Below are 8,980 nucleotides of genomic sequence, written 5' to 3'. Positions count from 1 at the left end.
GGCGGCGGCGCAGCAGCGCCCGCATCTGTTCGGCGTCGAGCAGCCCGGGAAGCCCCAGGTAGTCGGCTTCCTCCTCGCTGCCGGCGAACGTCGCCGTGCCGAACGAGGAGCCGTCGTAGATCACCTGGTCGAGCTCGGCGTCGGCGCCGAGCGCGGTGAACGCCTTCTCCTCCTCGCCGGGTTCGTCCTTGCGCCGGTTGGCGTCGGCGAGCAGGTCGTCGTCGAAGCCCTCCTTCTCGCGGTGGGGCTTGCCGAGCACGTGGTCCCGTTGGGCCTCGAGCTGGCTGGCGAGATCGAGCAGCACCGGCACGGACGGCAGGAACACGCTCGCGGTCTCGCCCTTGCGGCGCGATCGCACGAACCGGCCGATGGCCTGGGCGAAGAACAGCGGCGTCGACGCGCTGGTGGCGTACACGCCCACCGCGAGCCGCGGCACGTCGACGCCTTCGGACACCATTCGCACCGCCACCATCCAGCGCTGGGTGCTCGCATCGAACTCCGAGATGCGCCCGGAGGCCGTCGGGTCGTCGGACAGGACGAGTGCGGGCGCCTCGCCGGTGAGCTGCTCGAGGATCCTGGCATACGCGCGGGCCACCGTCTGGTCGCTGGCGATGACCAATCCGCCCGCGTCGGGCATCCCGCCCTGGCGCAGCTGCTCGAGCCGCGTGTTGGCGGCGGTGAGGACGGCCGGGATCCAGTCGCCGGCGGGATCGAGCGCGGTCCGCCACGCCCGGGCGGTCTGCTCGGCGCTGAGTGGCTCGCCGAGCCGCGCCGAGTACTCCTCCCCCGCGCTGTTGCGCCACCGGGCTTCACCGGAGTACGCGAGGAACACCACCGGGCGCACGACGCCGTCGGCGAGCGCGTCGGCGTAGCCGTACGCGTGGTCGGCCCTGGACTGCATGAGACCGTCGGCGTTCGGTTCGTACACCACGAACGGGATGGCGCTGTCGTCGCTGCGGAACGGTGTTCCGGTCAGGGCGAGGCGGCGGGTGGCGTCGCCGAACGCCTCCCGGATGCCCTCGCCCCAGCTCTTGGCGTCGCCGCCGTGGTGGATCTCGTCGAGGATCACCAGGGTGCGGCGCGCCTCGGTGCGGACCCGATGCTTGAACGGATGCGAGGCGACCTGTGCATAGGTCACCACGACGCCGTGGAAGTCGCTCGACGTCTGGCCCGTGGAGTTGGTGAAGTTCGAGTCCAGCGCGATGCCGGAGCGGGCGGCCGAGGCGGCCCACTGGTGCTTGAGGTGCTCGGTCGGGGCGACGACCGTCACCTGGTCGACGGTGCGGTCGCGCAGCAGCTCGCTCGCGACGCGCAGCGCGAACGTGGTCTTACCGGCGCCCGGGGTCGCGACGGCGAGGAAATCCCGCGGACCCGTCGCGAGGTACTTCGTGAGGGCCCGGCGCTGCCAGGCGCGCAGCTGTCCGGCGGGGGCGGAGGACGCTGTTCCGAGGGTCTCGGTGCTCACCGGCTACTCGTGCTCCTTCTCCGGTCGTGCAGGTGGTTTCGCTCTACGGCGACGTCGCCGGGCGGCGAACGGGCACCGCCGTGCGGTCGCCGGGCGGGCGACGGCCGTCGAGCAGCCTATCCCGGCCCGCGAGCCCGGCCCGCATCCGAACCGCCGTCCGTGACGCGGGCGACAGGAGACGATCATGACAGAATTCGCGGTCCCGTCGGCCCGCCGCCGCGCACCGCGGCGTGTCGTCAGGAATGCTGGAAGTACCCATGAGCGAGATATCCCCACCGGCCGGATCCACCGCCGCATCGAGCCCGCGACGGCGGCCGGTGCATCGCGGCCTACAGGTGATCGCCCGCACGGCGACCAAGGCATGGGACGACTCCATCTTCAGCAAGGCCGCAGCCGCCGCCTTCTGGCAGACGCTGTCGCTGCCCCCGCTGCTGCTGGGCCTGCTGGGCAGTCTCGGGTACGTGGCCGGGTGGTTCGGGCCGGACACGGTGGAGATCATCCAGTCCAAGATCGTCACGTTCAGCCGCACGATGTTCAGCGAGAGCGTCGTCGACGACATCATCGGGCCCACGGTGCAGGACGTGCTGCTGCGGGGACGCGCCGACGTGATGTCCCTCGGGTTCCTGCTGTCGCTCTGGGCGGGTTCGTCGGCGATCTCGACGTTCGTGGACTCGATCGACGAGGCACACGACCAGCACGATCACCGGCATCCCGTCTGGCAGCGGTTCTTCGCGCTGCTGCTGTACGTGGTGTTCCTCGTGCTGGCGGTGTTCACGCTGCCACTCGTCGCGCTCGGGCCGACCATGATCGGACGCGCGCTGCCAGCGGCGTGGTACGACCTCGGCACCCGGCTGCTGGACACGTTCTACTACCCCGGCGTGGGACTGCTGCTGCTCGTGGGCCTGACGACGCTGTACAAGGTGGCGCTGCCGAGATCGCTGCCGTGGCATCGGCTGCTGGGCGGCGCGATCCTCGCGGGCACGTTCTTCATGGCGTCGAGCGCGGGACTGCGCTGGTATCTGCGGTGGGTCTCCGGGACCGGCTACACCTACGGCGCGCTCGCCACCCCGATTGCGTTCCTGCTGTTCACCTTCTTCCTCGGCTTCGCCGTCGTGCTGGGTGCCGAGTTCAACGCGACCGTGCAGGAGTTCTGGCCCGCCCGCGAGACCCGCATCGAGCAGATGCGCCGGTGGCTGGCCGAACGGGCCGCCGCGGCGCCCTCGCCGGCGGCGGCCGCAGTGACCGGCCTGACCCGGCGGCTCGGGACGGCGCCGATCCCGATCCGGCTACCGGACATCATGCGGCCGGACCAGCGGGAACCGGAGTCGTGCCCCGTGGACGCTCCGCACCCGCGCGCAGCGGAGAAGGCCGCCGGCGAACACGTCCCGGCGGCTCCGGACGAGACCGTCGATCAGTCGCCCCTGCGCAGGCCCTCGTAGACCTTCTTGCACTCCGGGCACACCGGTGACCCCGGTTTCGGGGAGCGCGTCACCGGGAAGACCTCGCCGCACAGCGCGACGACGTGGGTGCCCATGACCGCGCTCTCGGCGATCTTGTCCTTCTTGACGTAGTGGAAGAACTTGGGAGTGTCGTCGTCGGTGGTTTCGTCGGTGGTGGTATCCGGCCGTTCCTTGATGTCGGTGCTCACCGTTACATGATGCCGCACCCTCGATGCGGATGCGCATGTGCATTCCGCGCGCGCGAGTGGGACAGTAGAGGGATGTCGAGAACTCCGGGTTTCAATGGGGACTACGACGACGGGTCACCCGAGAAACCGGTTCTGATCACCGAGGCGGCGTTGTCGCTGGAGGACCAGCACCGTGCGCGGGTCCGCAAGTACCTCACGCTCATGTCCTTCCGCATCCCCGCCATGATCCTCGCCGCCCTCGCGTACGCGGCGTTCGCCAATCCCTGGCTCTCGGTGGGCATCCTCGCCCTGTCCGTCCCGTTGCCGTGGGTGGCGGTGCTCATCGCCAACGATCGGCCGCCGCGGTCGAAGGACGAGCCCAGCCGCTGGGACGGCCGCGGGGACGGGACCACCGCCCTGGAGGGCCCGCAGCCCCGCATCATCGAGGGCTGACCCGGCTCCCGGTCCCCCGGCGACGCGGCCTCGGGGTGCTGCCAGAATGCGGGGGTGGACCGCGACCTGCTGCTTTCGATCTGCCCCCCGTTGCGCACGGCGCTGACGCGCGCCCGGTTCGACACCGACACGCTGCTCGAGCTGCTCGGCCCCGACGCGCACGCCGCGCTCGGCCGGGGCGAGCCCGTGCCGGTGCGGCGGGCCGCGACGGGCGGTGGGGATCTCGGCACCCTCGTGCGCCTGTTCCTGGTGTGCGACACGCTGCCTGCTGCGGAGGTGGCCGCGGCGCTCGCCCCGGTCGACGTGGCGACGGCGATCGCGGCCGGGCTGCTCGAACGCGACGGCGACGGCGTGCGCGCGGCGCTGGATCTGCGACCGCTCGACGCCGGCACCGGCACCCGCTGGATGCTGTCGGACCTCGACGGGGCGATGCGCCCCCGGCCCACCCGCGAGGACCACGTGCTCGGGGTCGGGCACGCCTCGCTGTCGCTGCTGCAGGCCATGCCCACCGACCCGGTCGGCTCGGTGCTGGACCTGGGCACCGGCTGCGGCGTACAGGCCGTGCGCGCCACCGACTTCGCCGGCACCGTCACCGCCACCGACGTCAACCCGCGGGCACTGGATCTGGCCGCCGCCACGGCCGCGCTCAACGAGGTCGAGGTCGAACTGCTCGAGGGATCGTGGTTCGAGCCGGTGGCCGGCCGCCGCTTCGACCGGATCATCGCGACCCCGCCGTTCGTGGTGAGCACCGGACGGGTCGAGCACACCTACCGGGACTCGGGCCTGGACCTCGACGGCGCGAGCGAGCTGATGGTCTCCCGCGCCGCCGAGCACCTGAACCCGGGTGGGACCGCGGCGATGCTGGCCTCGTGGGTGCACGTCGAGGACGAGGACTGGCGACGCCGGATCGCCTCCTGGCTGCCCGCCCACGGGGTCGATGCGTGGATCGCGCAGCGCGACGTCGCCGACCCGGCCCTCTACGTGGGGACGTGGCTGCGTGACGGCGACGCCGACCCGCGGGATCCGGCGGTGGCGGCGCGCGCCGAGGCCTGGCTGGACCACTTCGAGCGGCACCGGGTCGAGGGCATCGGCTTCGGGTTCGTCTACCTGCGGCGCACCGACGCGCCCAGCGACGTGCTCGCCGAGGACCTGCGGCACGGCTTCACCGACCCGCTCGGGGCGGAGGCCGTCGGCTACTTCGAGCGGCTGGCGTGGTTGCGCGACCACGATGTCCTCGAGGCGCGGTTCGTCGTCCGGCCCGACACCGCCCTGGAGCGCGTGTACCTGCCGGGTGCGGACGGCTGGCGGCAGGTGGTGACGCGCGTGCACCGCGGCGGCGGCCCGAACTGGCAGCACGAGGTGGACGATCCCGCAGCGGCCCTGCTGGCGGGGATGCGGGCCGACGGCCTGCCGCTGTCGGAGCTGGTGGCGCTGCTCGCCGCCGCGCACGACGAGGACGAGCAGGCGCTGGCCGGGCAGGCGGTCCCCCTGGTGCAGGCGCTCGTCCGGCACGGACTCGTCGAACCCGTCCGGTAGGGCGGCCCGGCGGGCCGGAAAGTTACCCGCCGGTTCCCCCGGTGGTGTGTTCTCAGCAACTTCTCAGGACCTGTTCGCCATATACGCAGGTCAGGGCGGTTCCCACGGAGGAACCCCGGGAACTTTCCCAGGGGTCCTGCGCGTTGAACGCATCGAGACACCACCGATGAGGAGGCACGTCATGGCACGCCCCGATACCACCGCCCGCGTCGATTCCGACCTCGACAGCCAGAGCCCGGCCGCGGACCTGGTCCGCGTCTATCTGAACGGGATCGGCCGCACGGCCCTGCTGAGCGCTGCGGACGAGGTGGAACTGGCCAAGCGGATCGAGGCCGGCCTGTACGCCCAGCATCTGCTGGAGACCAAGAAGCGGCTCACCGCCGCGAAGAAGCGCGACCTGGCGATCGTCGTGCGTGACGGTCAGGCCGCCCGCAGTCACCTGCTCGAGGCGAATCTGCGTCTGGTCGTGTCCCTGGCCAAGCGCTACACCGGCCGCGGCATGCCCCTGCTGGACCTGATCCAGGAGGGCAACCTCGGCCTGATCCGCGCCATGGAGAAGTTCGACTACGCCAAGGGCTTCAAGTTCTCGACCTACGCCACCTGGTGGATCCGGCAGGCCATCACCCGCGGCATGGCCGACCAGAGCCGCACGATCCGGCTCCCCGTCCACCTCGTCGAGCAGGTCAACAAGCTGGCCCGGATCAAGCGGGAACTGCATCAGCAGCTCGGCCGGGAGGCGACCGACGAGGAACTGTCCGCGGAGTCCGGTATCCCGGTCGAGAAGATCGGCGACCTGCTGGACCACAGCCGCGACCCGGTGAGCCTGGACATGCCGGTCGGCAACGACGAGGAGGCCCCGCTCGGCGACTTCATCGAGGATGCCGAGGCGACGTCCGCGGAGAACGCGGTGATCGCCGGGTTGCTGCACAGCGACGTGCGCAGCGTCCTGGCCACCCTGGACGAGCGCGAGCAGCAGGTGATCCGGCTGCGCTACGGCCTCGACGACGGCCAGCCCCGCACCCTCGACCAGATCGGCAAGCTGTTCGGCCTCTCCCGTGAGCGGGTCCGCCAGATCGAGCGGGAAGTGATGGGCAAGCTCCGCGAGGGCGATCGCGCCGAACGCCTCCGCGCCTACGCCAGCTGACCGGGCAGTCGGCCGGACGATCCCCGAGAACCGGGCTGGGTTCTCGGGGATCTTCGCGTCCGCGGACCGCCGCGGCCGTCAGCGCAGCCGGCGGGGGCCGAGGTCAGCGCAGCCGGCGGGGGCCGAGGTCTAGGGGGTGCGGCTCGGGGCCGATCCGCAGGTGCGCGTCGGTGATCTCCGCGCCCGTGGGAGACGCGAGGACCGGTTCGCACGCGATCTCCCGCACCTCCGGCAGATCGTCGGCGAGAGCGGAGATGCGCTGGACCAGGTCGACGAGCGCGGCCTTGCTGACCGGCTCGGTGTTGCGGTATCCGGACAGCAGCGGCGCCGCCTTGGGTGCGTCTATCAGCTCGACCGCCTCGTCCTCGGTGACCGGTAGGACCCGGAAAGCGCGGTCGCCGAGCAGGTCGGAGATGACCCCGGCGAGACCGAACGAGATCAGCGACCCGAACGACGGGTCGTCCTGCACCTGCACGACGCAACCGATGCCCTTGGTGGCCATCTTCTGCACGTGCAGCAACGGCTCCCCGGAGACCGCGGCGAGGTCACGGTACGCGATCCGCACCGCCTCGGGCCCGAGCAGATCCAGCCGCACCCCGCTCAGGTCCGGCCGGTGCCGCCAGTGGGCGCCGGTCGCCTTCACCGCGACGGGGAACCCGATCTCCTCCGCGGCGGCGACGGCCTCGTCGGCCGTGGTCACCGCCCGGAACTCGGCGATGTGCACGCCGTAGCACGCGAGCAGCAGCGCCGCCTCGGTGTCCGAGAGCCAGCGTCCCTCCGGCGACGTCGCCAGCCACCCTTCGACCAGGGTGCGGGCCTTGTCGGCTTCGATGCCCGCCGGACGGACGACCTGGGACGCCGGACGGCTGCGCCACTTGGCGTACCGCCACGCCCGGGCCAGCGCGAGCGCCGCCCGCTCGGGCCCCGGATACGACGGCACCGAACCCCGGGTGGGGTGGCCGTCCGGTCCGCGCACGGCGAGCACGTCGGGCAGGCCCTCGGTGGCGAGGAACGTCGTCAGCACCGGCTTGTCGGTGCCGGCGACGGCGTCGCGCAGGGCCTGCGCGTACGGCTCGACCGTCACGGCGACCGGGGGCACGAACACCGCGATCACCGCGTCGACATCGGCCGCCTCGAGCGCGTGGGCGACGGCTGCCGCGAACTGTTCCGGCGAGGCCGCCGCCCCCAGATCGACGGGTTCACCGACGTGCAGGCCCTCGCTGCGGGCGGCGTCGACGGCGAGCACGCCGAGGGCCGTGGAGTTGCCCACCACCGCGACGCGGGGGCCGGCGGGCAGCGGCTGGTAGCCGAACAACAGGGCGGAGTCGAACAACTGCGCGATCGAACCCACCTGCACGACGCCGGCCTGCTCGAACAGGTCCCGCACGATGGTGTCGTCCATCTCCCCCGTGCGGGCCGCGAGGACCGGGGGCACGGCGTGGCGGCCGCTCTTGACGGCGACGATCGGCTTGCTGCGGGCCACGCGCCGCGCGATACGCGAGAACTTGCGCGGATTGCCGAAGCTCTCGAGATACAGCAGCACCACCTCGGTGGCCGGATCGGTGTCCCAGTACTGCAGCAGGTCGTTGCCCGACAGGTCGGCGCGGTTGCCGGCAGAGACGAACGAGGACAGGCCGACGCCGGTCTTGGCCGCCTCGTCGAGGATCGCGATGCCCAGCGCGCCGGACTGGCAGAAGAAGCCGACGTTGCCGGCCGCGGGCAGCACGGGCGCGAGGGTGGCGTTGAGGCGGATCTCCGGATCGTTGTTGGCGACGCCGAGCGCGTTCGGCCCGATCAGCCGCATGCCGTGCGCCCGGGCCGCGTGGGCGAGGCGGCGTTCCGCGACCCGGCCCTCCGGACCGGTCTCGCCGAAGCCGGACGACACGACGAGCAACGCCTTGACGCCCTTGGCGAGGCAGTCGTCGAGCACCGCGTCGATGGCGTCGGCCGGGACCGCCGCGATCGCGAGGTCGATGTCGTCGGGGATGTCACGGACGGTCGGATAGGCCCGCACGCCACGCACCGAGCGGTGCTCGGCGTTGACCGGATAGACCGGGCCGGTGAAGCCGCTGCGCAGCATGTTGACCAGGACCGCGTTGCCGACCTTGCGGCTGTCGGTGGACGCGCCGATGACGGCGGCACTGCCCGGGCTGAGCAGGTTGCGAACGCTGCGGGCCTCGGCGGCGCGTTCGCGGGCGTTGCGCACCGACACCAGCGCCTCGGTGGGGTCGATGGCGAACTCGAGTCGCACCACGCCGCCCTCGAAACTGCGGCTGACCTGGTAGCCGGCCTCCCGGAACACGGTCACCATGTTGCGGTTCTCGGCCAGCACCTCCGCGACGAAGGTGTGGAGGCCGTTCTCGGCGGCGGCCCCGGCGAGGTGCTCGAGCAGGATCGGACCGAGGCCGCGGCCCTGGTGCGCGTCGGCGACGGTGAATGCGACCTCGGCGGACAGGCCGTCGCCCTCGGGCAGACCCTCGTAGCGGCCGACCGCGATGATCTCCCCGCCGAGCAGGGCCACGAACGCGACCCGCCGGTGGTGGTCGACGACGGTGAAGTTGAACAGGTCCCGTTTCGACATCGTCGGGTAGGGGCCGAAGTAGCGGAGATAGCGGGTGCGCTCGGAGAGTTTGCTGTGGAAGTCCACGAGCAGGTCCGCGTCCTCGGGGACGATGGGACGCAGGTGCACGGCCTTGCCGTCGGCGGCGAGGACGTCCGCCACCCAGTGCTTGGGGTAGTTGCGGGCGACGGCGAG

At 71.9% G+C, this 8,980-nt stretch carries 7 protein-coding genes; 4 read left to right on the top strand and 3 right to left on the bottom strand.

The window, feature by feature from the left end; genetic code table 11:
* On the bottom strand, positions 1 to 1,465 hold a 1,465-nt coding region (locus tag CQZ88_RS05420; protein ID WP_102799360.1), incomplete at its 3' end, for a DEAD/DEAH box helicase.
* 257 nt (positions 1,466 to 1,722) lie between these two features.
* Between CQZ88_RS05420 and CQZ88_RS05415 the strand changes: the two genes are divergently transcribed.
* A complete protein-coding gene (locus CQZ88_RS05415; protein ID WP_029543396.1) occupies positions 1,723 to 2,904 on the top strand; it encodes a YihY/virulence factor BrkB family protein in 1,182 nt (393 codons plus the stop codon).
* Here CQZ88_RS05415 and CQZ88_RS05410 read toward each other — a convergent pair.
* The gene (locus CQZ88_RS05410) at positions 2,877 to 3,113 is read right to left on the bottom strand and encodes a DUF3039 domain-containing protein (RefSeq protein ID WP_029543394.1); all 237 of its coding nucleotides are present in this window, start codon (positions 3,111 to 3,113) and stop codon (positions 2,877 to 2,879) included. The genes CQZ88_RS05415 and CQZ88_RS05410 overlap by 28 nt on opposite strands.
* 72 nt (positions 3,114 to 3,185) lie before the next feature.
* Here CQZ88_RS05410 and CQZ88_RS05405 point away from each other — a divergent pair, with 72 nt between their 5' ends.
* The 3 genes from CQZ88_RS05405 (at position 3,186) to CQZ88_RS05395 (ending at position 6,225) form a co-directional block, all read left to right on the top strand.
* The gene (locus CQZ88_RS05405; protein WP_006935000.1) at positions 3,186 to 3,545 is read left to right on the top strand and encodes a DUF3099 domain-containing protein; all 360 of its coding nucleotides are present in this window, start codon (positions 3,186 to 3,188) and stop codon (positions 3,543 to 3,545) included.
* 54 nt (positions 3,546 to 3,599) lie between these two features.
* Positions 3,600 to 5,081 (top strand): methyltransferase, encoded by a 1,482-nt coding sequence (locus CQZ88_RS05400; RefSeq protein ID WP_102799359.1) that lies wholly within the window; start codon positions 3,600 to 3,602, stop codon positions 5,079 to 5,081.
* Between the two features lie 181 nt (positions 5,082 to 5,262).
* The gene (locus tag CQZ88_RS05395) at positions 5,263 to 6,225 is read left to right on the top strand and encodes a sigma-70 family RNA polymerase sigma factor (protein ID WP_006935004.1); all 963 of its coding nucleotides are present in this window, start codon (positions 5,263 to 5,265) and stop codon (positions 6,223 to 6,225) included.
* Between the two features lie 103 nt (positions 6,226 to 6,328).
* On the opposite strand, the gene CQZ88_RS05390 is transcribed toward CQZ88_RS05395, so the two are convergent.
* Positions 6,329 to 8,980: bifunctional GNAT family N-acetyltransferase/acetate--CoA ligase family protein (locus CQZ88_RS05390; protein ID WP_102799358.1), on the bottom strand; the 2,652-nt coding region annotated here is incomplete at its 5' end.

The sequence above is a fragment of the Rhodococcus sp. ENV425 genome (assembly GCF_002887785.1).
In the GTDB taxonomy this organism is placed as follows: domain Bacteria; phylum Actinomycetota; class Actinomycetes; order Mycobacteriales; family Mycobacteriaceae; genus Rhodococcus; species Rhodococcus aetherivorans.
The sequence above is the reverse complement of the archived record's forward strand: the minus strand, read 5'-3'. Positions and strand labels throughout refer to the sequence as shown.

What these genes read in the sequence shown, in the direction of transcription:
- CQZ88_RS05415 (WP_029543396.1), top strand. Translation starts at nt 1,723, where the DNA reads ATGAGCGAGATATCCCCACCGGCCGGATCCACCGCCGCATCGAGCCCG.
- CQZ88_RS05405 (WP_006935000.1), top strand. Translation starts at nt 3,186, where the DNA reads ATGTCGAGAACTCCGGGTTTCAATGGGGACTACGACGACGGGTCACCC.
- CQZ88_RS05395 (WP_006935004.1), top strand. Translation starts at nt 5,263, where the DNA reads ATGGCACGCCCCGATACCACCGCCCGCGTCGATTCCGACCTCGACAGC.